The sequence below is a fragment of the Streptomyces sp. CA-179760 genome (assembly GCF_050937045.1).
Taxonomy (GTDB): Bacteria; Actinomycetota; Actinomycetes; order Streptomycetales; family Streptomycetaceae; genus Streptomyces.
Genome location: NZ_JBNJLZ010000001.1, coordinates 6167311 through 6193121, shown reverse-complemented (window position 1 = coordinate 6193121; position 25811 = coordinate 6167311). Strand labels below are relative to the sequence as shown.

25 protein-coding genes are annotated in these 25811 nt (G+C 70.4%); 12 read left to right on the top strand and 13 right to left on the bottom strand.

Going from position 1 to position 25811, the window contains the following annotated elements; genetic code table 11:
- Window positions 1–40 precede the first annotated feature (40 nt).
- Together ACQEV8_RS28280 and greA are read left to right on the top strand one after the other, a co-directional pair.
- Window positions 41–439 carry a DUF4307 domain-containing protein gene (locus ACQEV8_RS28280; protein ID WP_432965688.1) on the top strand — a complete coding sequence of 133 codons (399 nt, stop codon included), beginning with the start codon at window positions 41–43 and terminating at the stop codon, window positions 437–439.
- A 179-nt stretch (window positions 440–618) separates the two neighbouring features.
- Window positions 619–1116, top strand: a complete 498-nt coding sequence (gene greA, locus ACQEV8_RS28275; protein WP_382490090.1) for a transcription elongation factor GreA — start codon at window positions 619–621, stop codon at window positions 1114–1116.
- Between the two features lie 65 nt (window positions 1117–1181).
- Here the strand turns inward: greA and ACQEV8_RS28270 are convergent, their stop codons facing one another.
- From ACQEV8_RS28270 to ilvA, 3 genes are all read right to left on the bottom strand, one after another.
- A complete protein-coding gene (locus ACQEV8_RS28270; RefSeq protein ID WP_432965684.1) occupies window positions 1182–2039 on the bottom strand; it encodes an ABC transporter permease in 858 nt (285 codons plus the stop codon).
- Complete coding sequence (locus tag ACQEV8_RS28265) at window positions 2036–3037, bottom strand: ATP-binding cassette domain-containing protein (protein WP_432965681.1); 1002 nt, start codon at window positions 3035–3037, stop codon at window positions 2036–2038. The genes ACQEV8_RS28270 and ACQEV8_RS28265 overlap by 4 nt, the downstream gene beginning before the upstream one ends.
- A 147-nt stretch (window positions 3038–3184) precedes the next feature.
- Window positions 3185–4414 (bottom strand): threonine ammonia-lyase, encoded by a 1230-nt coding sequence (ilvA, locus tag ACQEV8_RS28260; RefSeq protein ID WP_432965678.1) that lies wholly within the window; start codon window positions 4412–4414, stop codon window positions 3185–3187.
- 163 nt (window positions 4415–4577) lie between these two features.
- Between ilvA and ACQEV8_RS28255 the strand changes: the two genes are divergently transcribed.
- From ACQEV8_RS28255 to ACQEV8_RS28245, 3 genes are all read left to right on the top strand, one after another.
- Window positions 4578–5084 carry a MarR family transcriptional regulator gene (locus ACQEV8_RS28255; protein WP_432965675.1) on the top strand — a complete coding sequence of 169 codons (507 nt, stop codon included), beginning with the start codon at window positions 4578–4580 and terminating at the stop codon, window positions 5082–5084.
- Window positions 5085–5208: 124 nt separating this feature from the next.
- Window positions 5209–5712: a sigma factor-like helix-turn-helix DNA-binding protein gene (locus ACQEV8_RS28250; protein ID WP_432965672.1), complete on the top strand. Its 504-nt coding sequence runs from the start codon at window positions 5209–5211 to the stop codon at window positions 5710–5712.
- 242 nt (window positions 5713–5954) lie between these two features.
- Window positions 5955–6203 (top strand): hypothetical protein, encoded by a 249-nt coding sequence (locus tag ACQEV8_RS28245; protein ID WP_432965669.1) that lies wholly within the window; start codon window positions 5955–5957, stop codon window positions 6201–6203.
- Between the two features lie 21 nt (window positions 6204–6224).
- Here ACQEV8_RS28245 and ACQEV8_RS28240 read toward each other — a convergent pair whose 3' ends face one another.
- Complete coding sequence (locus tag ACQEV8_RS28240; protein ID WP_432965666.1) at window positions 6225–7379, bottom strand: cystathionine gamma-synthase; 1155 nt, start codon at window positions 7377–7379, stop codon at window positions 6225–6227.
- 163 nt (window positions 7380–7542) lie between these two features.
- On the opposite strand from ACQEV8_RS28240, the gene ACQEV8_RS28235 reads away from it, so the two are divergent.
- The 5 genes from ACQEV8_RS28235 to ACQEV8_RS28215 all read left to right on the top strand — a co-directional run bounded on the left by ACQEV8_RS28235 (window position 7543) and on the right by ACQEV8_RS28215 (window position 12497).
- Window positions 7543–8661 (top strand): hypothetical protein, encoded by a 1119-nt coding sequence (locus tag ACQEV8_RS28235; RefSeq protein WP_432965663.1) that lies wholly within the window; start codon window positions 7543–7545, stop codon window positions 8659–8661.
- A 101-nt stretch (window positions 8662–8762) separates the two neighbouring features.
- Complete coding sequence (gene msrA / locus ACQEV8_RS28230) at window positions 8763–9431, top strand: peptide-methionine (S)-S-oxide reductase MsrA (RefSeq protein ID WP_432965660.1); 669 nt, start codon at window positions 8763–8765, stop codon at window positions 9429–9431.
- A gap of 96 nt (window positions 9432–9527) precedes the next feature.
- A complete protein-coding gene (locus ACQEV8_RS28225; RefSeq protein ID WP_432973059.1) occupies window positions 9528–10634 on the top strand; it encodes an AI-2E family transporter in 1107 nt (368 codons plus the stop codon).
- A gap of 150 nt (window positions 10635–10784) precedes the next feature.
- Window positions 10785–11462 (top strand): DUF4389 domain-containing protein, encoded by a 678-nt coding sequence (locus ACQEV8_RS28220; RefSeq protein ID WP_432965657.1) that lies wholly within the window; start codon window positions 10785–10787, stop codon window positions 11460–11462.
- Between the two features lie 93 nt (window positions 11463–11555).
- The gene (locus ACQEV8_RS28215; protein ID WP_432965654.1) at window positions 11556–12497 is read left to right on the top strand and encodes a DUF5829 family protein; all 942 of its coding nucleotides are present in this window, start codon (window positions 11556–11558) and stop codon (window positions 12495–12497) included.
- 12 nt (window positions 12498–12509) lie between these two features.
- Here ACQEV8_RS28215 and ACQEV8_RS28210 read toward each other — a convergent pair whose 3' ends face one another.
- The 3 genes from ACQEV8_RS28210 to ACQEV8_RS28200 form a co-directional block, all read right to left on the bottom strand.
- Window positions 12510–13271 (bottom strand): SDR family oxidoreductase, encoded by a 762-nt coding sequence (locus tag ACQEV8_RS28210; protein WP_432965647.1) that lies wholly within the window; start codon window positions 13269–13271, stop codon window positions 12510–12512.
- A gap of 104 nt (window positions 13272–13375) precedes the next feature.
- Window positions 13376–13759 carry a VOC family protein gene (locus ACQEV8_RS28205; RefSeq protein ID WP_432965644.1) on the bottom strand — a complete coding sequence of 128 codons (384 nt, stop codon included), beginning with the start codon at window positions 13757–13759 and terminating at the stop codon, window positions 13376–13378.
- Window positions 13760–13844: 85 nt separating this feature from the next.
- Window positions 13845–14885: an NAD(P)-dependent alcohol dehydrogenase gene (locus ACQEV8_RS28200; protein WP_432965641.1), complete on the bottom strand. Its 1041-nt coding sequence runs from the start codon at window positions 14883–14885 to the stop codon at window positions 13845–13847.
- A gap of 180 nt (window positions 14886–15065) precedes the next feature.
- Here ACQEV8_RS28200 and ACQEV8_RS28195 point away from each other — a divergent pair, with 180 nt between their 5' ends.
- Window positions 15066–15992 (top strand): helix-turn-helix domain-containing protein, encoded by a 927-nt coding sequence (locus ACQEV8_RS28195; protein WP_432965638.1) that lies wholly within the window; start codon window positions 15066–15068, stop codon window positions 15990–15992.
- Window positions 15993–16066: 74 nt separating this feature from the next.
- On the opposite strand, the gene ACQEV8_RS28190 is transcribed toward ACQEV8_RS28195, so the two are convergent.
- The 3 genes from ACQEV8_RS28190 to ACQEV8_RS28180 all read right to left on the bottom strand — a co-directional run bounded on the left by ACQEV8_RS28190 (window position 16067) and on the right by ACQEV8_RS28180 (window position 21558).
- Window positions 16067–19378 carry a S8 family peptidase gene (locus ACQEV8_RS28190; protein ID WP_432973056.1) on the bottom strand — a complete coding sequence of 1104 codons (3312 nt, stop codon included), beginning with the start codon at window positions 19376–19378 and terminating at the stop codon, window positions 16067–16069.
- Window positions 19379–19705: 327 nt separating this feature from the next.
- Window positions 19706–20971: a L,D-transpeptidase gene (locus ACQEV8_RS28185; protein WP_432965635.1), complete on the bottom strand. Its 1266-nt coding sequence runs from the start codon at window positions 20969–20971 to the stop codon at window positions 19706–19708.
- Window positions 20972–21222: 251 nt separating this feature from the next.
- Complete coding sequence (locus ACQEV8_RS28180; protein ID WP_432965632.1) at window positions 21223–21558, bottom strand: hypothetical protein; 336 nt, start codon at window positions 21556–21558, stop codon at window positions 21223–21225.
- A 109-nt stretch (window positions 21559–21667) separates the two neighbouring features.
- Between ACQEV8_RS28180 and ACQEV8_RS28175 the strand changes: the two genes are divergently transcribed.
- Window positions 21668–21982, top strand: coding sequence for a hypothetical protein (locus ACQEV8_RS28175; RefSeq protein ID WP_189722908.1), 315 nt, complete (start codon window positions 21668–21670; stop codon window positions 21980–21982).
- 88 nt (window positions 21983–22070) lie between these two features.
- Here the strand turns inward: ACQEV8_RS28175 and hutH are convergent, their stop codons facing one another.
- From hutH to ACQEV8_RS28160, 3 genes are all read right to left on the bottom strand, one after another.
- The gene (gene hutH / locus ACQEV8_RS28170; RefSeq protein ID WP_432973053.1) at window positions 22071–23609 is read right to left on the bottom strand and encodes a histidine ammonia-lyase; all 1539 of its coding nucleotides are present in this window, start codon (window positions 23607–23609) and stop codon (window positions 22071–22073) included.
- A 103-nt stretch (window positions 23610–23712) separates the two neighbouring features.
- Window positions 23713–24867, bottom strand: coding sequence for a diguanylate cyclase domain-containing protein (locus tag ACQEV8_RS28165; protein WP_432965628.1), 1155 nt, complete (start codon window positions 24865–24867; stop codon window positions 23713–23715).
- An 85-nt stretch (window positions 24868–24952) separates the two neighbouring features.
- Window positions 24953–25753 carry an enoyl-CoA hydratase/isomerase family protein gene (locus tag ACQEV8_RS28160; RefSeq protein ID WP_432965625.1) on the bottom strand — a complete coding sequence of 267 codons (801 nt, stop codon included), beginning with the start codon at window positions 25751–25753 and terminating at the stop codon, window positions 24953–24955.
- Window positions 25754–25811: the final 58 nt, after the last annotated feature.

Genomic DNA, 25811 nt, shown 5'->3' with positions numbered 1-25811 from the left:
CTTCCGGGACCCTCGCCCCGGCCCTGCCTGGAGGACGATCATGAGTACGGCGAGCACGCGACCGCCCGAGGGCCGTTACGGCCGTGCCTCGGACGAGCGCGCCGACCGCAAGCTCAAGATCATCGGCGCTGTCCTCTCGGTGGCACTGCTGGGCCTGGTCGGCTGGTTCGGCTACCACTACGTCGTCCAGAACAAGATCAGCGCCGAAGTGATCACCTTCGAGCCCGGCAAGGAATCCGTGAAGGTGCATCTGGAGGTCCGCAAGGACGCCGGTACCACCGGCTACTGCACCGTGCGCTCACAGGCCGAGGACGGTTCCGTCGTGGGCCGGGCCGAAGTGCGCTTCGACGGGGACGCCACCGTCATCGACAAGGTCTTCACCCTGCGCACGACCGCACCCGGGACGACCGCCGAGCTGCAGGGCTGCCAGGCCGACTGAGGCCGCACGGACGTCACCTGCAATACGTAGCGCCTGACCTGCGCTGACGTGAATCTGGCGGCTTATGTCCTCCCCCTTCTGCTCCTGAATTGTTAGGCTCGTGGTTTCGCCCATCCGTGAAGGAACATTCTTCTGGGTAGGGCGATGCTTTGTATTCCCAGTACCTACGAGGAGCACCTGTGACCCAGACCAGCGAGAACGTCACCTGGCTGACCCAGGAGGCGTACAACAAGCTCAAGGCTGAGCTTGCGCACCTTACTGGTCCCGCGCGAACGGAGATCTCCGCGAAGATCGCCGCTGCGCGCGAGGAGGGCGACCTGCGTGAGAACGGCGGGTACCACGCGGCCAAGGAAGAACAGGGCAAGCAGGAACTCCGTGTGCGCCAGCTCACCCAGCTCCTCGAGAGCGCGAAGGTCGGCGAGGCGCCCGCGGCGGACGGTGCGGTGGCGCCCGGCATGGTCGTCACGATCGCGTTCGACGGCGACGAGGACGACACGCTGACGTTCCTGCTCGCCTCACGCGAATACGCGAGCTCCGACATCGAGACGTACTCGCCGCAGTCCCCGCTGGGCACCGGCGTACTCGGCCACAAGGTCGGCGAGGACGCCGAGTACGAGCTGCCGAACGGCAAGAAGGCCTCGGTGAAGATCATCAAGGCCGAGCCGTACGACGGCTGAACCACCCGTCGAGCCTTGACCTGCCCCCGGTGCCGCTGCGGTACCGGGGGCATCGTCATGCCCTGTCATGCCGTCGCGGACCGGTACTTGCGCACCGCCAGCGTCCGGAAGACGACCAGGATGAGGACCGAGTAGATCAGCGAGGCCCAGACGGGGTGCTGCATGGGCCAGGCGTCCGACGGTGACTGGCCCGGGTTGGCGAACAGCACACGGCAGGCCTGGACCGTGGCACTGAAGGGGTTCCACTCGGCGATGTGGCGCAGCCATGGGGTCATGTGGCTGGTGTCGACGAACGCGTTCGAGATGAAGGTGACCGGGAACAGCCAGATGAGCCCGCTGGACGTGGCCGCCTCAGGGGTTCTGACGGACATGCCGATCAGGGCACCGATCCAGGTGAACGCGTAGCCGAGGAGGAGCAGCAGGCCGAAGGCCCCGAGTACCTTGCCGGCGTTGGTACTGCCGTCCGACCCGACGCGCCAGCCCACCAGGAGGGCGACCACCGCGAGCACCACCAGGGTCAGGGCCGTCTGCACCGAGTCGGCGAGGGTGCGCCCGGTGAGCACCGCGCCGCGGGCCATGGGCAGGGAACGGAAGCGGTCGATGAGGCCCTTGTGCATGTCGTCGGCGATGCCCGCGCCGGAGCTGGCGGTGGCGAACGTGACGGTCTGCGCGAAGATGCCGGCCATCAGGAAGTTCTTGTAGTCGACGGCGCTGGTGCTGCTGCCGATCTGCATGGAACCGCCGAAGACATAGGTGAAGAGCACCACGAACATGATGGGCTGGATCAGCCCATAGATAATCATCTCGGGAATGCGGGACATTCTGATCAGATTGCGTTTCGCAACGACCATCGAGTCCCGGATCGACTGGCTGACCGGGTTGGCGGCCGGCGCGACCCGCACGGCATCGGTGACGGCGCTCACTTGGCGGCCTCCTTGTCGGTCTCCCTGTCGATCTCTTCGTCGCTCTCCTCGTCCTTGGCCTCGGCCACGTGTCCCGTCAGGGACAGGAACACGTCGTCGAGGGTCGGACGACGCAGGCCGATGTCGTCGATCTCGATGCCGCGCGTGTCCAGTTCGCGGATGACCTCGGCGAGGAGCTTGGCGCCGCCTGTCACGGGCGCGGTCAGCTTGCGCATGTGCTCCTCGACCGTGGTCTCGCCCTTGCCGAAGCCGGCGAGGACCTCGGTGGCGGCCTGGATGTGCTCGCGCTCGTGCACCACGAGCTCCACACGCTCGCCGCCGGTGCGGGCCTTGAGCTGGTCGGAGGTGCCCTGGGCGATGACCCGGCCCTGGTCCACCACCGCGATGTCGTGTGCCAGGTGGTCGGCCTCTTCCAGGTACTGGGTGGTCAGCAGCAGCGTCGTACCGCCGGAGACCAGTTGCTTGATGACCTCCCACAGCTGCTGGCGGTTGCGGGGGTCGAGGCCGGTCGTCGGCTCGTCCATGAACATCACGGGCGGAGAGACGACGAGGGCCGCCGCGAGGTCGAGCCGGCGGCGCATGCCTCCGGAGTAGGTCTTGGTGGGCCGGTCGGCGGCGTCCGTGAGGTGGAACTGCTCCAGCAGCTCGACCGCGCGCTCCTTCGCCGCCTTCGCCCTCATCTGGTAGAGCTGGCCGACCATCTGGAGGTTCTCACGGCCGGTCAGATATTCGTCGACGGCCGCGAACTGGCCGGACAGGCCGATCGAGCGGCGAACGGCGTCGGGCTGCTTGAGCACGTCTATGCCCGCGACAACCGCCCGTCCGCTGTCGGGTCGGAGCAGGGTGGTCAGGCAGCGGACGGTGGTCGTCTTGCCCGCGCCATTGGGCCCGAGCAGGCCCAGGACCGTGCCCTCGGGCACGTCGAGGTCGACGCCGTCCAAGGCTTTGACGTCACCGAAGGTCTTGACCAGACCTTCGGCATGGATGGCACCTGGCATGTGAGTCTCCACGTCTTCGGGGATCTCCGGACAGATCAATGAGGCATTGCACGGACACACCATAACGCGATGTATCGCGTCTCACAATCGAATTTTCCACGTCTCGTTCCGTGAGAGGAAGGGATCTTGACGGGCTCCGGCGCCGGGTCAGTTCATGACCGTGTAGCCCGCCTCGCGGAGCGCCCGGCCGACCTCGCCGCAGTGCTCCGGGCCCTTCGTCTCCAGGTGCAGCTCGACCTCCGCCTCCGTGAGCCCGAGCCGTGGGTCGGTCCGTACATGGCTCACGTCGAGGACATTAGCGTCGACCACTGACAGCACACCCAGAATTGTGGCGAGAGCGCCAGGGCGGTCCGTCAGCCGCAGCCGTACGGCCAGGTAGCGGCCCTGCGCGGCCATGCCGTGCCGCAGCACCCGCTCCATCAGCACCGGGTCGACGTTGCCGCCCGACAGCACCGCGACGACCGGCCCCTCGAACGCGCCGGGCCGGCTCAGCAGCGCCGCGACCGGGCTCGCCCCGGCCGGCTCCACGACCAGCTTGGCCCGCTCCAGGCACAGCAGCAGCGCGGCGGACAGCTCGTCCTCGCTGACCGTGCGCACCTCGTCGACCAGTTCGCCGACGAGCCCGAACGGCACGTCGCCGGGCCGTCCGACCTTGATGCCGTCGGCCATCGTCGCCGGGTTCTCGACCGACACGGGCCGTCCCGCCGCCAGTGAGGGCGGGTAGGCCGCCGCGCCCTCCGCCTGGACGCCCACGATCCTGAGGTCCGGCCGCAGGGTCTTCACCGCCACCGCGATCCCGGCGGCGAGACCGCCCCCGCCGATACCGACGACGATCGTGCGCGCCTCGGGGCACTGCTCGAGGATCTCCAGGCCCACCGTGCCCTGGCCCGCGATGATGTCGGGGTGGTCGAAGGGGTGGATGAACACCGCGCCCGTCTCGGCCGCGTACTCCTGCGCGGCGGCCAGCGTCTCGTCGACCACCTGGCCGTGCAGCCGCACCTCGGCCCCGTAGTCCCGGGTGGCGCTGACCTTGGGCAGCGGGGCGCCCTTCGGCATGAACACCGTGGAGCGCACACCGAGCAGCGAGGACGCCAGGGCGACGCCCTGCGCGTGGTTTCCGGCGCTCGCGGCGACCACACCGGCGGCGCGCTCCTCGGGCAGCAGCCCGGCGATCCGGACGTACGCGCCGCGCAGCTTGAACGAACCGGTCCGCTGGAGGTTCTCGCACTTGAGGTGCACCGGCGCGCCGACCATCTGGGAGAGGTGCCTGCTGCCTTCCATCGCGGTCACCCGCGCCACACCCGAGAGCATCTTCTGGGCGCCGCGCACATCGTCGAGCGTGACGGGTCGCAAGGAGTCAGCCGTGCTGTAGCTCATGACACCAGCATCGCAGTTCACAGGCGGGAACGACGGTTGTGACCAACCTCCGAGACCCGCTTTGTGAAGCGCCGGTACGACCCGCCTCCCGGCCGCGTACCCTGTCCCCCAATCAGCCAGCCCTCCACGAAGTGAGCCCCCGGCGATGCCCACAACACCTGAAATGTCGATGGACATGACGACCGTCGGTGACACCGGTCTTCTCGACACGCTGCAGCACGAGGTGGCACTGTTCGCCCGCCGTGCCGAACAGACCCGGCTCGGCGGAGTCGGGCAGGTGCGCAACTCCATGGACCGCGCCGCGTATCTGCTGCTCAACCGTCTCGACAAGGAAGGCCCGATGGGCGTGAAGGCGCTCGCCGCGAGCATGGGGATCGACTCGTCGACGGTCACCCGGCAGGTGGCTCCGCTGGTCGACACGGGCCTGGTCAAACGCACCTCGCACCCCGAGGACGGACGCGCTGTGGTGCTCCAGCTGTCCCCGCGCGGGCAGGCCCGGCTGGAGGAAGTGCGTTCGTCGCGGCGGCAGTTGATGGCGGAGCTGACCGAGGAGTGGGAGCCGGAGGAGCGCGAGGCGTTCTGCTCGCTCCTGACGCGCTTCAACAGCGCGCTGTCCGCCCGGATGGCGGTCCCGGGGCTGCCGGGGCCGGAGACGCAGTCGCCCTCCTGAGCACCGGCCGTGCGCGGCTCTTGACCGCGGGGCCGACCCTGGCCTGATATGAGACCGGGTCCTGTCGTCCACGTGTACGCGACCGGGCCCGCATCCTCAGGGTCGCCGGTAGGCGGGAGGCGCGATGCGGCAACGGCATGCGTCACGGGAGACCCGTCGGGCCCGGGAGTTCGAGGCGTTCGTCGCGGGCGCGGCGGGGCGGCTGCTGCATGCCGCCACCCTGCTCACGGCGGAGGCCCCGGACGACAACCCGCGCGCGCGGCGCCTGCTGACGCTGTCCTTGGCGCACACGTACGCGTGCTGGGACCGGCTGCGCGGTGAGGATCCCTACGACCGCACCCGCCAGTTCCTCGCCACCCGCTTCGCCCGCGGCACCTGGCACCACTACGGCGGCCTCGGCCGCACCCGCCCGCACCCCTCCGCACCGCTGGCGCCGCTCACCCCGCAGGAACGCCTGATCCTGGTCCTCATGCTCTACGAGGGCGTCGCCGAGGAGCAGACGGCGGCCCTGCTGGGCCTGTCCGCGGAGCGCGTGCGGGCCATCTGCCACCGGGCGACGTCGGCCCTGCTGCACCGGCCTCGGGGACCGGCACCGGCGGTGGCGGCCGCGAAGGCGGTGCCGTCATGAGCCCTTCCTACGACCGGGGGCCGACATGAACGGCAACGATGGGGAAGCGACCGTGCGGGCCTGGGCCGCCTGGCCCGGTCCGGCCGTGCCACCGCCCCGGGAACCACTGCCGGCTGACGGCCGTGCCGTCATGAACCCCTCCGGCAACCGGGGGCCGACATGAGCGGGAACCACCGCGAGGCGACCCTGCGGGCGGCCGAAGGCCGCGCCGTCACGAACCCCTCCGGCGACCGAGGACCGACATGAGCGGCAACGACCGTGAGGCGATCGTGCGGCGGCTGATGGAGCAGGCGCCGCGGCCCGTGCCGCCCGAGATCCACACGGCGGCGGTGCGCCGGGGCGGCCGCATGCTGCGGCGCAGGGCGCTGGCCCGCCGGCTGCTGTGGCTGCTGCTGCTCGCGGCGGCCGTGGCGTTCACGGTGTGGGCGCTGACGGCCCGTCCGTGGGTGGAGCCGCCGTCGGACACGACTCCACCCCTCACCGGCTGGTGACCCTGGAGGGCCGGGGCCGTCCTAGCCGAGCGCCTGCTGAAGGTCTTCCAGCAGGTCGTCGGCGTTCTCGATGCCGACGGACAGACGCACCAGGTCGGCCGGGACCTCGAGGGCCGAGCCGGCGGCGGACGCGTGCGTCATGCGGCCGGGGTGCTCGATGAGCGACTCGACGCCGCCCAGGGACTCGCCCAGTGTGAACACCTTGGCGCGGTTGCAGACCTCGACGGCCGCCTCCTCGCCGCCCTCGACACGGAACGAGACCATGCCGCCGAACGACTTCATCTGCTTGGCGGCGATCTCGTGGCCGGGGTGCTCCGGCAGGCCCGGGTACAGCACGCTCGTCACGCGCCCGTGCCGGGTGAGCATGTCGGCGACCTTGACGGCGTTCTCGCTGTGCCGGTCCATGCGGACCGAGAGTGTCTTGGTGCCGCGCAGCACCAGCCAGGAGTCGAAGGGCCCGGCGACGGCGCCCATCGCGTTCTGGTGGAAGGTCAGTTCCTCGCCCAGGTCGGCGTCGTCGGTGATCAGCGCGCCGCCGACCACGTCCGAGTGGCCGCCCATGTACTTGGTCAGCGAGTGCACGACGACGTCCGCGCCCAGTGCCAGCGGCTGCTGGAGGTAGGGCGTGGCGAAGGTGTTGTCGACGACGAGGCGGGCGCCCGCCTCCCGGGCGATCTGAGCGACGGCGGCGATGTCGGTGATGCCGAGCAGCGGGTTGGAGGGGGTCTCCACCCACACCACCTTGGTCTTCGGGGTGAGAGCGGCCCGTACGGCCGCCGGGTCGCTCGTGTCGGCGACCGACCACTCCACGCCCCAGCGGGCGACGACCTTGGCGAACAGCCGGAACGTGCCGCCGTAGGCGTCGTTGGGGATGACCACGTGGTCACCCGGGCTGAGCAGCGTACGCAGCAGGCAGTCCTCGGCCGCCAGCCCGGACGCGAACGCGAGACCGCGGCGGCCGCCCTCCAGGGCGGCGAGGTTCTCCTCCAGCGCTGTCCTGGTGGGGTTGGCGCTGCGGCTGTACTCGTAGCCGCCGCGCAGGCCGCCGACGCCGTCCTGCTTGTAGGTCGAGACCTGGTAGATCGGCGGGACGACCGCGCCCGTCAGGGGGTCGGCGGTGTTGCCCGCGTGGATCGCGAGCGTCTCGAAGTGCTGACTGATGTGCCTGTCGCTCATGAGGACCGAGGGTAGTGCGCCGACGCGAAGAGTGCCGGAGTACGAGTCGACGCGCGCCCGGCGCCGGGTTTTCCACAGGGCCGCGGGGCCGCTCGTGCCGGGTTTTCCACAGGTTCGGGGATGAGGTTGGCCAATTGTCGGCGCGGTCTGGTTCGCTTGTCGCATGGAGATTCTCTGGGTCCTGATCGCACTGGTCATGCTGGGCTTCGTGCTGCTCCCCTTCCTGCGGCGCAGGCGCGGTGCGGTCGGACTGGTCTCGCCCGACCACCCGGACGCCGCGGACCCGGCGAACTACGGCTTCGTCCGCGAGGAGGAGCTCGACATCCGCATGCCCGGCCCCGACCAGGACCTGCTGGACGTCCTGGACGTGGTGCAGCGCTCGCAGGACTACCGCGCGGCGCAGCAGCTCCTCGCGGGCACGGAGACGGAGGGCGAGCGGCGCTGGCAGCGGGTGCAGGCCTTCGCGGGTGCCGCCTCGCTGGAGCTCGCGCGGCGGCCCGGCGGGGTCGGCGAGGCGCCGGGCGGTCAGTGGCTGCGGGTGTGGCGGACGGAGGCACCCAAGGACGCGGGCGGCGCGGCGGTGCAGGCCGAGTTCCTGGTGCAGCAGGCGTGGCGGACGGCGACGCGGGGGACGGACGAGTTCCGGATCATCATGGAGGAGGCCAGGTCGGCGTGCGCCGACGCGGCGCTGCTGTCCCCCGGCGATCCGGTCCCGTACATCGTCGAGCTGTCGGTGGCCCGCGGGCTCGGCTACTCGCGGAAGGACTTCGAGCAGCTGTGGCTGAAGATCCTGGACCGCGACCCGGCGCACATGGGAGCGCATCTGGCCGCGCTGCACTACTGGTGCGAGAAGTGGCACGGCTCGCGTGAGCTGGCGTACTCGTTCGCCGAGGCCGCGGCGGCCCGCGCACCCCAGGGCTCGCTGCTCGCGGCGATGCCCCTCTTCGCGGTGTTCGAGCACCTTCCCGAGGTGACGCTGGTCAGCAGTTTCTGGCAGTCCGAGGTCGTCACGAAGGCGATGCACGGCGCGCTGCACGCGGTGCACTCGGCCCGCCCCGACGACCCGATGCTGGCGCACGCGCGGCACCTGCTGGTCTTCTTCCTGGTCCGCAGCGAGCGCTGGGCGGAGGCCATGAGCCAGCTGATACACATCGACGGCCATGTCGGCGCCCTGCCCTGGACGCTGTCGGAGGACCCGGCGGCGGAGTTCGCGGTGTACCGGGCGCTGGCGGTGGCGGGCTACGAGGCGAACGGCGGCAGCCCGGCGAGCCTGCCGCACTGAGGGCTCGGGCCGCGGGAGGCCGGAATTCCCACCGGTCTCCGCACGTTGTAGAGGGCGTCCCGTAGATGGCGTCGCCCCCCTGGAAGACCGCTGGAGACCTCATGTTCCTGCACAGCCGTAAGCCCGAGCTGCCGTCCCCCGGGCAGGCGCTGCCCGGCCGCCCGGTCCCGGCGTTCACCGTCCCCGACCGCCACACCGTCCTCGGCAACCCCCTGCTCGGCCCCTACCCGGAGGGTCTGGAGGTCGCCGACTTCGGTCTGGGCTGCTTCTGGGGCGCCGAGCGCAAGTTCTGGCAGCTCCCGGCAGGGGTGTGGACGACACTGGCCGGCTACCAGGGCGGCGAGACCGAGAACCCCACGTACGAGGAGGTCTGCTCGGGCCTGACCGGCCACACGGAGGTCGTGCGCGTGGTCTTCGACCCGAAGGTGATCTCGTACGAACGCCTGCTGAAGACGTTCTGGGAGTCGCACGACCCCACGCAGGGCTTCCGCCAGGGCAACGACGTGGGCACGCAGTACCGCTCGGCGGTCTACACCCACACCCCCGGGCAGGCGGCCACCGCCAAGTCCTCGCGCGACTCCTACCAGCAGGTCCTCGCGTCCTCCGGATTCGGCGAGATCACCACGGAGATCGCCCCGGCGCAGGGCCGGCCCTTCTATCCCGCCGAGGGCTACCACCAGCAGTACCTGGACAAGAACCCGGCGGGATACTGCGGCATCGGCGGCACGGGCCTGTCCTGCCCGATCGGTGTGGCCAAGGCCGAGGGCTGAACACCGGTAGCTCTGGAGCCGAACCCCGGCACCACTGCATACGCGGGAGCACCCTGGCAATAGGGTGCCCCCGTGACTGCCCCCTCGAATTCGACCCTGAGTCCGGCGAAAGCCCGTCACGCGCTGCGGCTGTCCGCGCGGGTGGCCGTGGAGTTGCTGCTGGTCTTCGTGACGCTGACCGTGGCTCTGTGGCTGCTGGGCCGGATGTGGTCGGTGGTGTGGCCGCTCGTCGTCGGACTGCTGCTGACCACGCTGACCTGGCCCGCGGCCCGCTTCCTGCGCCGTCGCGGGTGGCCGCCCGCGCTCGCCGCGTCGCTCGTGACCGTGCTGTTCCTGCTGGTCGCCGTAGGCGTCGTGGCGTTGATCGCGGTGCCGGTGGCGTCGCAGTCCGGTGAGCTGACCGACGGCGTGGTCGAGGGCATCCAGAGGCTGCGCGAGTGGGCCGCCGGCCCGCCGCTGAACATCGGTGACGCCCAGATAAACAAGGCGTTCGACACGGCGGTCGCCCGCGCCCAGGAGGGCGTCGGCAGCATGGTCGGCACGGTCGTCACCGGCGTCAGCACCGTGGTGAGCGGAGTGGTCACCGCCGTCCTCGCGCTGTTCCTGATGTTCTTCTTCCTCAAGGACGGGCCGAAGTTCCTCCCGTGGCTGTCCCGGCAGCTCCCGGGCCGGTTCGCCACCGACGTCCCGATCGTGTTCGCGCGCGGCTGGGCCACCCTGGGGAGCTTCGTACGGTCCCAGGCGGCCGTCGGCCTGCTCGACGCGGTGCTGATCGGGCTGGGCCTGTGGATCCTGGGCGTGCCGCTGGTGCTGCCACTGGCGGTGCTTACGTTCGTCTCCGCCTTCGTGCCGATCATCGGCGCCCTGTTCGCCGGTTTCGTCGCGGTCCTCATCGCGCTGGTCTCCAACGGCCTGACGGACGCGCTGATGGTGCTGGCCATCATCGTGGTGGTGCAGCAGCTGGAGGGGAACGTCTTCCAGCCCATGATCCAGAGCCGTGGGCTCGGCCTCCACGCGGCCGTGGTGCTGCTGGCAGTGACGCTGGGCGGGAGTCTGGCCGGCATTGTGGGCAGCCTGCTCGCCGTCCCCATCGCCGCGCTGATCGCGGTCGTGTGGAACTACGTGCGCGAGCAGCTCAGCGACCCGCCACGGGAACCGGACGGCACCGACGAGCCGGACACCGCCGCCCCTGTGCCGTCGTAACGGTCCGCGACCGCCACTCCCGTCCTGGCGTGGCGGTCCGTGACCGCCGCCCCCGTGGCGTCGTGACGGCCCAGGACGCGCGAACGGCCCCGCCCAGGTCGCGGGGCTCCTCCTCGCTTGCGAATCTGCAGGCGAAGGGAGTTCCGCCACATGATTCCTGTCACCGCGTCGCCCGTGCGTATCGAGGCGTCTGTCGACGCCCGGCTGTCCCGATGGCTGTGGCTGGTGAAGTGGCTGCTCGCCATCCCGCACTACATCGTGCTGTTCTTCCTGTGGATCGCGTTCGCGGTCGTGACGGTCATCGCGTTCTTCGCCATCCTGTTCACCGCCCGGTACCCCCGGTCCCTCTTCGACTTCAACGTCGGTGTGCTGCGCTGGAACTGGCGGGTCGGCTACTACGCCCACACGGCGCTCGGCACCGACCGGTACCCGCCGTTCACCCTCGCCGACGTGCCCGACTATCCGGCGCGCTTCGACGTCGTCTATCCCGAGCGGCTGTCGCGCGGCCTGGTCCTGGTGAAGTGGTGGCTGCTGGCGATCCCGCAGTACATCGTCGTCGCGATGTTCGTGGGCGGCGGCTGGGGCTCGGGCGGGAGCGGCTGGCGGGGCGGTGGGCTGATGACCTGGCTCTCCCTGGTCGCGGTGGTCATCCTGCTGTTCACCGCCCGCTATCCACGGCACCTCTTCGACTTCCTGCTGGGCCTCGCCCGCTGGTGCGCGCGAGTGACCGCCTACGCCGCCCTGATGACCGACCAGTACCCGCCGTTCCGACTCGACCAGGGCGGGCAGGAATCCTCCGGCAGAGATCCCCTGACGAAGAGCCCCTGACAAAGGGCCCCTGACAAAGGGCCCCCGACAACGCCCGCCTCCCCGTCGTAATTCCCCAGCGGAATCGATTCCTCCCGCTCTACGCTCCTTCGCATGGTTCTCAGACGAGCGTTACAGGTGATCATGGTCGTCACTCTGGCCCTCGCGGGGGCGGTCCAGGGCGGGGTGAGTTCGGCGCGGACCGGAGACGCCGGACGGCAGTTGTTGTTCTACAACCACGCGTACGGCGTCCTCGACCGGGAGACCGCCGACGCCATCGAGCACTCCGCCTATCTGCGCGACTTCGCCAACTTCCAGGTCCGCACCACGACCGGTTCCGGCGGGCAGACCTGGACCGGCCGCTATCTGATGGGTCGCGAGACCTATCTGGAGCTGTTCGGGGTCGGCGACCTGCCCGGCAAGGACGGCACTCTCGGCTCCACCGGCATGGGCGTCTCGACCGAGCGGAAGGGCGACCTGGTGACGGTGCTCGCGCGGCTGCGCGAGCAGGGGATCAGCGACCCCGTCGAGTTCCAGCAGACGCGCGACTTCGGCGACGGCGTCCCCGTGCCGTGGTTCGACGCCGTCTTCACCACCGACCAGTACGACCTCTTCGGCGCCTGGGGCAGCGAGTACCGGCCGGAGTACTTCGCCGACCCGCGCGGAAACACCGAACCCGCCTCCCACCCCGGTGACGTGGGCCGGGAGCGCTATCTGCCTGACGCCTACCGCGACCATCTGATGCGGGACGTGACCGGCATCCGGCTCGCGGTGACCGCACGCGACCTCGCCAACACGGTGCCGCTGCTGAAGGCCGGCGGGTTCTCCGTGCGCTCCCTGCCGGGCGGGGGCGTCGTCGCGAAGGGCGGCGGCACCACACTCCGCTTCGACGCCGTGCCCCTCGACCAGGTCGGTCTGCGCCAGGTCGAGATGTCGCTGAACGGGCCGGTGTCGTACCGGCACGAGGAGCGCATCGGTCACTCGACCCTCACCGTCGGCCCGGGGCCCCGTGCCGTGTGGACCTTCGACGACCAGGACCGGCCGGCTTCCCGGTAAGACAGAGCCCCGCTAACCCAGCCGCTCCGCCAGGAACTCCTCCCAGGTCCGCTTCCCCACCTCCGCCCCCCGCAGGGTGAGGTTCGCCCCTGCCCGGTACGCCCGCCCGGCCTTGCCGGGGATGCGTACCGGCAGCATCGGGCGGCGCCGCCCCCGGAGGCGGAGGTAGGGGCGGGCCAGGTCCGCGAGGCCGTGGACGTGCGGCCCGGTCAGGTCCGGGACGAGGCCGGAGGGGGCGCCGAGAGCCAGCTCCGCGAGGCGGGCGGCGACTTCGCGGGAGTCGACCGGCTGGAGCCGAAGGCCGCCGGGGACCGGGAACACCGGCAACTTCGCCATCTTCTCGACCATGGTCAGCGCGAGGTCGTGCAACTGGGCCGCGCGCAGGGTCGTCCACGGGATGCCCGAGTCGGCGACGGCCCGCTCCGACTCCCGCTTCGTCCGCATCCAGGCCAGCGGCACCCGGTCCGCGCCGATGACCGAGATGTAGACCAGGTGCCCCACACCGGCCCGGGACGCGGCGCGCACCAGATTGCGGGTCGCCTCGTCATCGCCCTTGGGCCCGCCCGCCAGGTGCAGCACGGTCTCCGCGCCGTCGAGGGCGGCCTCGACACCCTCGCCCTTGAGCAGGTCGCCGGTGACGTACCCGATGCCGTCCTCGGCGGGGCGGGCGTTGCGGCTGAGGATCCGCACCTCGTGGCCGGCCGCGTGCAGCAGCGGGACGACATGGCCGCCCAGGGTGCCCGTGCCGCCGGTGACCAGGATGGATGACGTCATGACTACTCCCCGACTGTCGACTTCGCCGTTCGCCTTCGCCGGTATGACGGAGGGCGGCGGAGAGATGTGACAGGCGGAGCGGTCCGGGAGTCAGGGGGGATGGATCAGCCGCCGCTGCCGTACGGCCTCGTGATGATCTCCAGTCGGTGGCCGTCGGGGTCGTCGAAGTACGCGCCCCGGCCGCCGTCGTTGTGGTTGATCTCGCCGGGGCGGCTGTGGAACGGGTCCGCCCAGTACGTCAGACCGGCCTCCTGGATACGGCCGAAGATCACGTCGAACTCGTCCTCGGAGACGAGGAAGGCGTAGTGCTGCGGCGTGATGGCGCCGGGGCTGTCCATGAAGTCGAGCGTCACGCCGTTGGGGATCTCGACCGGGAGGAACGGGCCGTAGGGCGGGCTCACGTCGAGCCCCAGGAGGTCGGCGAGGAACCGGGCTGAGGCGCGCTTGTCATGCGCGACGACGATGGTGTGGTTCAGCTGCACGGTCATGGTGGGCCTCCCCTCCCGGCCCACGATACTGAACGCCGAGGGCCCCGGCGCACGATCAAAGTGCGCCGGGCCCCCGTGGTCAGGCTCAGATCGTCGCCGTGTCGATCACGAACCGGTACCGCACATCGCTGTCCAGCACCCGCTCATAAGCCTCGTTGATCTGGTCACCGCTGATCAGCTCGATCTCGGCACCGAGGCCGTGCTCGGCGCAGAAGTCCAGCATCTCCTGGGTCTCCGGGATGCCGCCGATCATGGAACCGGCGAGCGACTTGCCGCCGCCGATCACCGAGAAGAGGCTGAGGGAGATCGGCTCCTCGGGGGCGCCGACGTTCGCCAGCGTGCCCTCGGGCTTCAGCAGCGCCAGGTAGGCGTTGAAGTCCAGCGGGGCCGACACCGTGGACACGATCAGGTCGAACGTGCCGTTCAGCTCCTCGAAGGTCTTCGGGTCGCTCGTGGCGTAGTAGTGGTCGGCGCCGAACCGCAGGCCGTCCTCCTGCTTGCGCAGGGACTGGGACAGCACGGTGACCTCGGCACCGAGGGCGTGCGCGATCTTCACGCCCATGTGGCCGAGACCGCCCAGGCCCAGGATGGCGACCTTCTTGCCGGGGCCGGCGCCGAAGCGCTTGAGCGGGGAGTAGAGGGTGATGCCGGCGCACAGCAGCGGGGCGGCGACGTCGAGGGAGAGGCCGTCGGGGATGCGGACGACGAAGTTCTCGTCGACGACGACCTTCTGCGAGTAGCCACCGTAGGTGGGCTCGCCGTCCCTGCCGACGGCGTTGTACGTCTGGATGTTGCCCTCGACGCAGTACTGCTCGTGCCCGGCCTTGCAGTTCTCGCATTCGCGGCAGGAGTCGACCATGCAGCCGACGCCCACGCGGTCGCCGACGGCGAACTTCGTCACGCCCGGGCCGACCTCGGTGACGACACCGGCGATCTCGTGGCCGGGGACCATCGGGAAGATGGCCTCGCCCCAGCCCTCACGGGCCTGGTGGATGTCGGAGTGGCAGATACCGGCGAACCTGATGTCGATCAGGACATCGAACTCGCGGACCTCTCGGCGCTCGATGGTGGTGCGCTCCAGCGGAGCCTTGGGGGCGGGTGCGGCGTACGCGGCGACAGTGGTCATGCCGGGGTTCTCCTAGCGGGGGTTCCGTGCCCGGCTGCCTTCTGGATCTTCCGACCGGGCACGATCACCAGCGTGCCGAAAACGCGAGCGTCTACCCAGACCACCGTTTTGCGTACGCACACGGTGCGTACCACTGGCGGGGTCAGGCTCGTGTGCGTACGACCATGAATACTGGAAGGCATGGACGAACAGCCCGAACCCGCACAGGAGCCCGCATCGCAGTCCGGCGGGGGCCTGGACCGGCGTGCCGAGCTCAGTGAGTTCCTGCGCACCCGGCGCGCCCGGCTGAAGCCGGAGGACGTGGGGCTGCCCGAGTTCGGGCGGCGGCGCGTGCCGGGGCTGCGCCGCGAGGAGCTGGCGCAGCTGGCCGGGGTCTCCGTGGCGTACTACACACGGCTGGAGCAGGGCAACGGGCGCAACGTCTCGGCGGAGGTGCTGGACGCGATCGCGCGCGCCCTGCGGCTGAGCGACGCCGAGCACGCCCACCTGACGCACCTGGCGAAGCCGAAGCAGCACAAGAAGAAGCCGGCGGCGCGCACCCAGCAGGTGCGGCCGACGCTGCGGCATCTGCTGGACTCGATCGACACCGTCCCGGCGTACATCGTGGGTCGCCGCTCGGACGTCCTGGCGTGGAACCGGATGGCCGCGGCCCTCTTCGGTGACTGGGGAGAACTGCCGGCGCCGGAGCGGAACTGGGCGCGGCTGGTGTTCCTGCGGCCCGAGTACCGCGACCTGTTCGTGGAGTGGGACCAGAAGGCGCAGGACATGGTCGGCTATCTGCGCATGGACGCGGGCTGCCACCCGGACGACCCGCGGCTGTCCGCCCTGGTGGGCGAGCTCTCCGTGAAGAGCGAGGAGTTCCGCCGGCTGTGGGCCGCGCACGACGTCAAGGAGAAGGGCTTCGGCGTCAAGCGCCTGCGGCATCCGCTGGTCGGCGATCTGACCCTGTCCTTCGAGACGTTCCGCCTGGTCGACGACGCCGAGCAGTCCCTGATCACCTACCACGCGGAACCGGACACCCCGTCGGCCCAGGCGCTGCGCCTGCTGGCGAGCTGGGGCGCGGACGCGACCCGGGCGGGGGCCGGGAGCACCGCCCCACCGGCCTGAACAACACTTGCCCGACCCACGCGAACGGCCCGCCGGAAACCGAGGCTTCCGACGGGCCGTTCGCTAACGGGTACTCACTTGCCGTAGTACGCGTTGTAGATCGAGATCGTCGACTTGTTGCCCTTCTTGTCGGCGATCTTGGCGTGGAAGGAGATGGCCTTCCCCTTCGCCGGGTTCTTGACGCTGACCTTGCCGTCCTTCACGGTCAGCTTCTTCCAGGTCTTGCCGTAGTCGTACGACACGTACACCGACAGCGACTTCAGGTTGCCGCCCTTGGCAGCGCCCTCGACGGTGACCGGGATCTTGACGGTCTTACCGGCCGGGACCTTGCTGTCCAGGCCCGTGACCGCGTTGAAGCGGGCCGTGGAGGCGGGCAACTGCTTGCTGCCGGTGGTCTTCTTCGAGCGGAACGTCCAGCTGGCGTCGATGCGGGTGGAGGCCGCCGCGACCTTGACGCTGCGCTTGACCGACGTCGTCAGCTTGTACTCGGCGTCGCCTGCCGGGACCTTGAACGCCTCACCGCCGAACAGCGGGTCGTCGTTGCTGCCGACCTTGGTGCCGTTGCGGTAGAGGGTCGTGTTCACCGAGGTGAACACCGAGGAGCCCGGGTTGCCCTTGCCGTCGGCGAACAGCGGCAGGGAGCCGCTGATCTGGTTGCCATCACGGAACAGACCGAAGTCGGCGTTGAGGCGCGGCCCGAAGACGGCGGTGTTGAACGTCTTCGAGTAGCTCTTGCCGCCGGTGAACTTCTGGCCGTCCAGCGAGTAGCCGGCCTCGGAGACCGGGAAGCCGTCGGCGTCGACACCGCCGTTCTGAGCGAATCGGAAGTCCCACTTCACACCGCCCAGGGTGGACAGGTGCAGCGTCCGCGTGCTCGGCAGGGTCTGCTCGAAGCCGATCGAGGAGGCGCCGCTGCTCCACGGCAGCCAGCCCACCGCGTCGATCGAGCCCTTCTTGCCGCTCGCCGCGGCACCGAGGCCCGCCTTCACCGTGGCGAGCTCGCTCGCCTTGTAGTGCTTGGTGTAGCCGGTGGCGAGCTGCTTGACCGGACCGCCGCCCGTGACGCTGTACTGCTCCTTGTCGCCCTTGCTCCAGTGGGCGTCCCACTGCTGGGTCACCGAACCGTCGGTGATCTGCGGGCCGACGTGCGCGGTGCGGAAGCCGGCGTACGAGTCCAGCCACCAGCCGAAGCCGAAGCTGGAGTCCCCCGCATCCACCGTGTAGTCGGCCGAGGCGAACTCCGGCTTGGCGGCGGCGTCCGGCACGGTGATGTTCACCGGCTTGGCCTTGCGGGCGTCCAGCGTGATCGTCGTGCCCTTCGCGACGTTCAGCTTGGGCTGGGCCAGCCAGTCGGCGCCCTCGAACTTCTCCGGGTCGTCGCCCGCGTAGATGTTCGTGTTGAGGACGTAGCCGCCCCTGGGCACACGGGCGGTCACGGTGCCGTCCGCGTCGTGCGGCGTGAAGAACTTGCCGGTGCCCAGGCCGGAGATACCGGCCAGGTCGGCGCTGTAGTTCTTGGCGGGCTTGCCGTCACGGTCGAGGAACTTCAGCGTGACGTCGTACGACTCGACCTCGCGCTGCACGGCGGCGGCCGTGCGGACGGTCTGGCCGCCGCCCGTCGCCGTCACATACGCCGAGTACGCGCCGTCGACCGTGCCGCCCAGCTTGGTGTTCACCGTGAACGGGACGGAGGCCTTGCCGCCGGCCGGGACGGTCACCGAGGTGGCACCCAGCTTGAAGAAGCCGGCCGGGGCGGCCTGGCCCTTGGGGTTGGTGGCGGTCGACGTCAGCTTCAGCGTGACGTCCTTCGTACCGAGGTTGCGGTACGTCAGCTCCTTGGTGACCGGCTTGTCGTCGGTGTGCGGCCACTGCTGGATGCCGAAGCTCACCGAGCCCGGCTCGGCGAGCACGGACTGCTTGATGGCCTGGTCGACCTGGATACGGCCGGAACCCTGCTGGAACGGGGTGTACTTGCCGCCCTTGGTGGAGCCGGTGAGGGCGCCCTTCAGCTCGGCGTGCTTCCACGTCGGGTGCTGCTGCTTCAGGATCGCCGCCGCGCCCGCGACATGCGGGGTCGCCATCGACGTACCGGAGATCGACATGTACCCGGCCGGGTTCTCGCCGACCTCCTGGGCTATCTGGTTGCCCGGGGCGGAGGCCGCGGTGATGTCCACGCCGGGCGCGGTCACGTCGGGCTTGAGAGCGCCGTCCATGCCGGGGCCGCGGCTGGAGAAGTCGGCCAGGACGTCCTTGTCGTCGACCGCGCCGACGGTCAGGGCCGCCGCGGCGCTGCCCGGGGAGCCGATGGTCTGTTCGCCGTCGCCCTCGTTGCCGGCGGCGATGGCGAACAGGATGCCCTTCTCCTCGGACAGCTTGTTCACCGCCGCTTCCAGCGGGTCGATCGCGGGCGTGTCGCCGCCGCCCAGGCTCATGTTGACGACGTCGGCGCCCTCGGCTGCGGCCCACTCCATGCCGGCGAGGACCTCGGAGTCGCTGCCGAAGCCGCCGTCGTCGAGGACCTTGCCGTTGAGGACCTTCGCGCCGGGCGCGACGCCCTTGTACTTGCCGCCGGACTTCGCGCCGGTGCCCGCCGCGATCGAGGCGACGTGCGTGCCGTGGCCGACCTTGTCGGTGGTGTCGGGCGAGGTGGTGAAGTTCTTGGCGCCGATCACCTGACCCTTGAGGTCGGCGTGGGTGGCGTCGACACCGGTGTCCAGGACGGCGATCTTCACACCCTTGCCGTCGTAGCCGGCCGCCCACGCCTTGGGGGTGCCGATCTGCGCGACGGACTTGTCGAGGCTGGCCTTGCGGACGCCGTCGAGCCAGACGTGCGCGATGCCGGAGGCGGTCCTGTCGCCGTTGGTGACCGCGTCCCACAGGTCCGGCGTGTCTTCCTTGGGCGTCTGCACCGCGTCCGCGTTCACGGACTTCAGCGAGTGGCTCAGCGTGCCCGCGTCGCGGACGTCGGCCTTGGTGGCCGCGGCGCTGCCCCGGTAGCCGACGATGACCTTCAGGCCCTTCTTCTGGGCCTTGCGGGTCGTGGACTTGTTGAGTTCGGTGACGTCGAAGAGCCGCTGGTCGAGCTTGCCGGTGGCGACCAGGCGGGCCGCGTCGGCGGGGATCACGAGGGTGTGGCCGTCGAGCTTGCGGACCTGGACGGGAATGTCCTCCCGTCCCTTGGCCCGCTCCAGGCCGACGACGCGCCCCTTGGCGTCCAGGACGACCCGGTCGCCGGTGATCAGCGTGACGCGGTGCTCGGCGGTGAGCGAGGTGGGCTTGGAGGCTGCGGCCGTCTGCTCGCCGTTCGCCGACGCCGGGCTGGTCATTCCCGCCGCCAGGGCCACGGCTGCCGCTGTGGCGACCGTGGCCGCGCACGCCTTTTTCACTTGTCTGCGCAAGATTCCCCCTTGCAGAAGAACCAGGTGAATTCCCCGTTCACCCGGCCGGGGGTGGTCTCGTACGCATGCACGTACACCCCCCGGAATACGCAGTATGAGCGAGGGGTGATCAGGTACTCAATAGATGAGAGGAAGGTAAGAGATCCGCGGGCCGACTGTTACACGGCCGCTGGAACTCCGTTACAGAGCCGCGTGGTTACCGGGCTTTTCGCAGGAGAGCGGGAGGAGCGAGAAGAACGGCAGAAAGACAGAAGCCGCGGCCCGCCCCGAGGTGCGGGGCGGGCGGCGGCTTGTCCGTGTGTCGCTGCCGGACCGTCAGACCGCCGAACCGGCCTTCCAGTCGGCCCAGCTCATGTTCCAGCCGTTGAGGCCGTTGTCCGGCGCGACCGTCTTGTCGCCGGTGTTCTGGACGACGACCACGTCACCGAGGATCGAGTTGTTGTAGAACCACGCGCCCGGCGTCTTCGGGTCGTCGGCGCCCTTCGCGTCCTGGAGGCCGACGCAGCCGTGGCTGGTGTTCACGCCGCCGAAGATGGACTTCGCGCCCCAGTAGTTGCCGTGGATGAAGGTGCCGGAGCTGGAGAGACGGATGGCGTGCGGCACGTCCTTGATGTCGTACTCGCCCTTGCCGTCGTCGTCCGTGAAGCCCACGGTCGCGCCGTTCATGCGCGTCTCCTTGAACTTCTCGGACATCACCATGATGCCCTCGTAGGTCTTGTTCTCGGGCGAGCCGGCGGAGATCGGGATGGTCCGCACGGTCTTGCCGTCCTGCGTGATCTTCATCTGCTTGGTCTTCGCGTCGACGTACGAGACCTGGTTGCGGCCGATCTTGAAGGTGACCGTCTTCTGCTGGACCCCGTAGACACCGTCGGCGCCCTCGACACCGTCGAGCGCGAGCTTCAGCGTGACGGTGGAGCCTTCCTTCCAGTACTCGTCGGGGCGGCAGTCCATGCGGTTGGCGTTGAACCAGTGGCAGGCGACCTCCTGGCCGCCGGTCGTGCTGACCTTGATGCCCTTCTGGACGGCGGCCTTGTTGGTGATCGCCTTGTCGAAGTTGATCGAGACCGGCATGCCGACGCCCACGGTGGTGCCGTCGTCCGGCGTGAAGTTGCCGATGAAGCTGTTGGCCGGGGAGACCGTGGTGAAGGAGGCGTTCTCGTGGGCGACCCGGCCGTCGGAGTCCTTCGCCTCGGCGGCGAGCTTGTAGTTCGTGGAGCGCTCCAGCTGGGTGCTGGGCTTCCAGCTCTTCTTGTCGGCGGATATCTCGCCGCTGACCTCCTTGCCGTCGGACGTCGTCATCGTGACGTCCGTGAGCGTGCCCTTGCTCACGGTGACGGCGGCGGAGTTGTTGATGGAGGCGTTGTCGGAGCCGTCCTCGGGGGTGATCTTGATCTGGGCCGCGGAGGTCTTCTTGGCCGCGGCCTCGTCGACCTTCGACTGCGAGCTGTCGCCGCCGTCACTCCCGGAGGCGTTGTCGTCGCCGCCGGTACAGGCCGAGAGCGCCAGCACTCCACCGAGCAGTGCGGACGCGACCGCCAGGCCCCTGCGCCGCTTACTGACCGTTATCACACGCTTCTCCATCGTTGCCGATTTCCCCAAGACCCCGAGTGTGTCCTCGTCAAAGACCAAGTGCCCCCGCGCGGACTCGTGAGTCCTCGTCGAGACCTTTCAACGCTACGACCGGTTCGTCCGGTTCCCCATGGCGCACAAGTGTGGGGATCACCACGTCAACCGCGTCCACCCCATGCGCCAGGTGCGTCACGTCCGCCGCTTGAGACGAGAAGACCCCGGGCGGCGGTTGCCCGCCCGGGGTCACTGTTTCCCGAGCAGCCTCAGCCGAGGTTGTCTTCGTCATCATCCTCGTCGTAGTCCCAGTCCGGCGAATCGGGGTCGTACTCGATCCGCTCGCTGCTCCAGGAGGCCTGCTGGAGTTCGACCCCCGGGACCTGGCTGACCAGGTCGAACGGGTCCACCAGGTACGCGAGGGCCTCAGCGGTGTCTTCTGTCACAGCGCTCTCGGCGTGTACCCGTTCCGACGCCGGCAACTCGGCGTCGTCGGCGTCGGCGATCCTTCGCAGCGCGGACTTGGTGACCGCGTCCGCGTCGTCGACCTCCAGAACGAGTTCCACCCGAACCCGCACAAAACGTGATGCCTCAGGAGTGCTCATGGCGGGAGCGTACGTCCGGGGCCTCCCGTGACTTTCCCGTGACCCGCGCCTTTTACTAACATCACCCCACACGGCCAATTCGCCAGTGCCACAAGGGGATCGATATTCCGTGTCATCCGCTCGCCGCCCGTTGCTGACCACCACCGCCGCAGCGACCCTGCTGGGCGCCCTGTGGTTCGTCCCGTCCGCCAACGCGACGTCGGACTCCCCGGTGAGAGACGCGGTCTCGGCAAGCCCGTCGCCGCAGGTCACAGAGCAGGCGCGGATCGCGGCCACCACCGCGGGCGACTCCGTCACCGACACCCGCCTCGCCGACACGGGCAGCTTCGACAGCACGCCCTACGTGGCCGGCGGCACGATGTTCCTCATGCTGGGCGCGGGCTTCGTCGCCTATTCGGTCCGCCGGGAACGCCTCGGCCTCTGAGCGCACTTGGCGCAAGGGCGACCGCCCCGGGGCCCTGCCCCCCGGCAAGGCCCCGGCCGCATGCGTCGCACCAGCCGCATGCGTCGTACTACTGGAGCGGCCCGGTGACCGTCTCCACGGCGGCGAGCAGCCGCCCGTCGCGCACGAACGCGTCCGCGGCGGCCAGGTCGGGCGCCAGGAACCGGTCGGGCCCGGGACCCTGAACTCCCGCTTCCCGTACGGCGTCGATGACCGCCCGCGTCGCGGGCGCCGGCGTCAGGCCCTCGCGCAGTTCGACGGCGCGCGTGGCGGCGTACAGCTCGACGGCCAGGACCCGGGTGAGGTTGTCGACGGCCGTGCGCAGCTTGCGCGCCGCCGACCAGCCCATCGAGACATGGTCCTCCTGCATCGCGGAGGACGGGATCGAGTCGGCGGACGCCGGTACGGCGAGCCGCTTCAGCTCGCTCACGAGCGCGGCCTGCGTGTACTGAGCGATCATCAGGCCCGAGTCCACACCGGCGTCGTCGGCCAGGAACGGCGGCAGGCCGTGGCTGCGGTTCTTGTCGAGCAACCGGTCGGTGCGCCGCTCGGCAATGGAGCCGAGGTCGGCGGCGGCGATGGCGAGGAAGTCCAGGACGTAGGCGACGGGCGCCCCGTGGAAGTTGCCGTTGGACTCCACGCGCCCGTCGGGCAGCACGACGGGGTTGTCCACGGCCGAAGCCAGCTCGCGGTCTGCGACCAGCCGGGCGTGCGCCATGGTGTCCCGTCCGGCGCCGGCGACCTGCGGGGCGCAGCGCACCGAGTAGGCGTCCTGGACCCGCGGGGCGTCGTCCTGGTGGTGCCCGGTCAGGCCCGAACCCTTCAGCACGGCGAGCATGTTGGCGGCGCTGGCGGCCTGCCCAGGGTGCGGCCGGATGGCGTGCAGCTCGGGGGCGAGGACCCGGTCGGTGCCGAGCAGGGCCTCCAGCGACAGGGCGGCCGTGATGTCGGCGGACCGGTAGAGCGTGTCCAGGTCGGCCAGGGCCATCACCAGCATGCCGAGCATGCCGTCGGTGCCGTTGAGGAGGGCGAGGCCCTCCTTCTCGCGCAGTTCGACCGGCTGGATGCCGTGCGCGGCGAGGAGTTCGGCGGCCGGGCGTACGACGCCGTCGGGGCCCTCGGCGTCGCCCTCCCCCATGAGCGCGAGCGCACAGTGGGACAGCGGTGCGAGGTCGCCGGAGCATCCGAGGGAGCCGTACTCGTGCACGACCGGGGTGATACCGGCGTTGAGGAGGTCGGCCATCGTCTGCGCCACCTCGGGCCGTACGCCGGTACGCCCGGAGCAGACGGTCTTCAGCCGCAGGAACATCAGGGCGCGTACGACCTCCCGCTCGACCTTCGGCCCCATCCCGGCGGCGTGCGAGCGGACGATGTTGCGCTGGAGCTGTGCGCGCAGCTCCGGGCTGATGTGCCGGGTCGCCAGGGCCCCGAAGCCGGTGCTCACGCCGTACACGGGGTCCGGCTTGGCCGCCAGCGCCTCTACGATCTCGCGGGCCGCGGCGAGGGCGGCCACCGCCTCCTCGGAGAGCTCGACGCGGGCACCGGCACGCGCCACGGCGAGCACGTCGGACGCGGTCACGCCGGAGGTCCCCACCACCACAGTGTGCATATCCATATTCAGGAGCGTACGCAGTGAATTCGATGATGTCACCACTGGGGGCGGGGTTCACCCCTTACCGATGCGTCACACCCCCGGGCCGCTCCCCGAACGGCTACGGCGCGTGCCGCCCGCGGAACCGCCGGCGCTCCCCGTCGGCCCCCTGGGACGGCTCGTCCGCCAGCCGCATGACGGGATCGTCGGGCCCGGCCCGGCCCGCGACCACCGGCCGGGCCGCCCGCTCGGCCTTGGCCCGGTACTGGGCGGCGTCCGCGAGCCGGAACAGCCGCCGCGCGGAGCGTACGGGCCCGATCGGGTCCTCGGTGGAGGCGACCCCGCAGGCCACTCCCTCCCCGAGCTCCAACTCGGACGCCCGGCGGCACAGTTCGCCGGCCGCCTTCACGACCTGGTCGGCGGGCGGCCCGACGGCGAGCAGACAGAACTCGTCCCCGCCGAGCCGTGCCGCGAGCGCCCCCGGCAGCATGGCCCCGCACAGCGACAGCACCGAGCCGAATCGCTCCAGGAGCCGGTCGCCCACGGCGTGCCCATGGGTGTCGTTGACCTGCTTGAGCCCGTTCAGATCGCAGACCACGAGGCTGACGACCGCACCGTCCCTGCGGTGCCGCTCGATCGCCTGCTCCAGGCGTACGTCCACGGAACGACGGTTGGCGAGCCCCGTCAGCGCGTCGGTGAACGCGAGGCGCCGGGCCTCCTCCAGCCGCTCGGTCTGGGCGATGCCGGCGGCCACGACGGAGGCCAGGACGGTGGCGAAGTCGGCGTCGGCCCGCTCGAAGACGGCCTCACCGGCCGGCCGGGCGACGTACAGCTCGCCCCAGGCCCGCCCGTGCAGCACGATCGGCGCGACCACGCAGCAGCCGCGGCCCCGGCGGCGCAGGGCGGCCACGCGCTGATGGCAGTACCCGGGACGCCGCCCGGCGGCGGGCCCCTCGGCGGTCTCCACCCACGCGTCGGGCTCCCCGCCCCCCGCCGCCCACTGCTCGTGCAGGAACTCGGTGATCTCCGCGAACTGGTGCACCGGATAGGCCTCGTCCTCGGGGAACTCCTCCTCCCCGTCGGCCAGCGCACCCACGTTCACGAGCACTTTCAGCCGTCCGAGCTCCCGCTCCCACACCGACAGCGCGGCAAAGCTCCCGCCCAGCGCCCGGCACGCCCCGGCGGCCGCCGCACGCCACGCCTCACGCGACCCGTGTGCGGCCGCCATCCCCTGAGCCAACGCGACGACGGCCAGCAGCCGTCTGTCCTCACCCATCACTCCAGGCTAGGGACTTTTCAGCCAATCCGTTCTGTCGACGACGCGAACGGGGAGCATCTCCAGTCGGGCCAGGACTCCGAGATCACTCCCCCGGCCACTCCGGCTTCCGCCTCTCGTTGAACGCGGCAACCCCCTCCGCCCGGTCCCCGGAAAACGCCACGGCCCTCCACGCCGCGTCCTCCACCTCGAGCCCCGCCCGCAGATCCAGCCCCTGCCCCAACCGCAACGCCCGCTTCGCCGCCCGCAACCCCACCGGCGAATTCCCCGCGATCCGAGTGGCCAGCTCCAACGCCGCCTCCCGGTCCCGCCCCTCCTCCACCACCTGATCGACCAACCCCAACCCGCCCGCCTCCACGGCCTCCACCCGCCGCGCCGAGAAGATCAGCTCAGCCGCCCGAGCCGCCCCCACCCGACGCGGCAGCAGCTGCGTGCCCCCACCCCCGGGAATCACCCCCACCGACACCTCCGGCAGCCCCACCACCGCCGTACGGTCCGCCACGATCACGTCACACGCGAGCGCCAGCTCGAACCCGCCGCCCAGCGCGAACCCGTGCACGGCCGCCACCGTCGGCACCGGCACCTCCAGCACCCCGGTGTACGCCCCACGCGTCACCGGCCGCTGTCGCACCAGATCCGCGTCGCTGAACGAGTTCCGCTCCTTCAGGTCGGCCCCCACGCAGAACGCCCGCTCATGCGTCGAGGTCAGCACGACCACCCGCACATCCCGGTCCTCCCCCAGCGCCGCACACGCCCCGGCGATGGACCGCGCCATCTCCGTGGACACGGCGTTCATGGCCTTGGGCCGGTCGAGGACGAGCTCCGCGACACGCCCCTGCTCGTGCCGCCGCACCAGCACGAACTCCCCGAACCGTTCCTCACTCATGACACCCTCCGGTTAACGCGGGTTAACAGCCATCGCCCCGATCATCGCAGCCGCACCC